Raw genomic sequence first — 256 nt, 5'->3', positions numbered from 1 at the left:
TCAACTGATTTTCGACTTCTTGCCCACTCCCAAGAATTTAAGTCTGTATGTTCTTCGAAGAAAACAGAAAGACGGTGCCATTGCTCCTTCATGTCAATTAGCTATCGTCTTATACATCCTCAATCCACATGCTCCCTTTCCCGAAGGTGAAAGGCATCAGCAGAAATTTTTCGTGAGGAAAATTTCAACCACATAAACTATCTCTTTTTCTTTTTTTATGATAGATGATTAAACGTTAGTTTATTATCATTAGTAA

Annotated in this window: 1 protein-coding gene; it reads left to right on the top strand. The window is 35.9% G+C overall.

The features are described 5' to 3' along the window. The coding region (locus tag HMPREF2811_RS11665) for a hypothetical protein (RefSeq protein WP_210386580.1) at positions 1 to 196 on the top strand (196 nt) is incomplete at its 5' end. Positions 197 to 256 lie beyond the last annotated feature (60 nt).

The sequence above is a fragment of the Globicatella sp. HMSC072A10 genome (genome assembly GCF_001811625.1).
In the GTDB taxonomy this organism is placed as follows: domain Bacteria; phylum Bacillota; class Bacilli; order Lactobacillales; family Aerococcaceae; genus Globicatella; species Globicatella sanguinis.
Note: the sequence above shows the minus strand (reverse complement) of the source record. Positions and strands in the feature narration are given on the sequence as shown.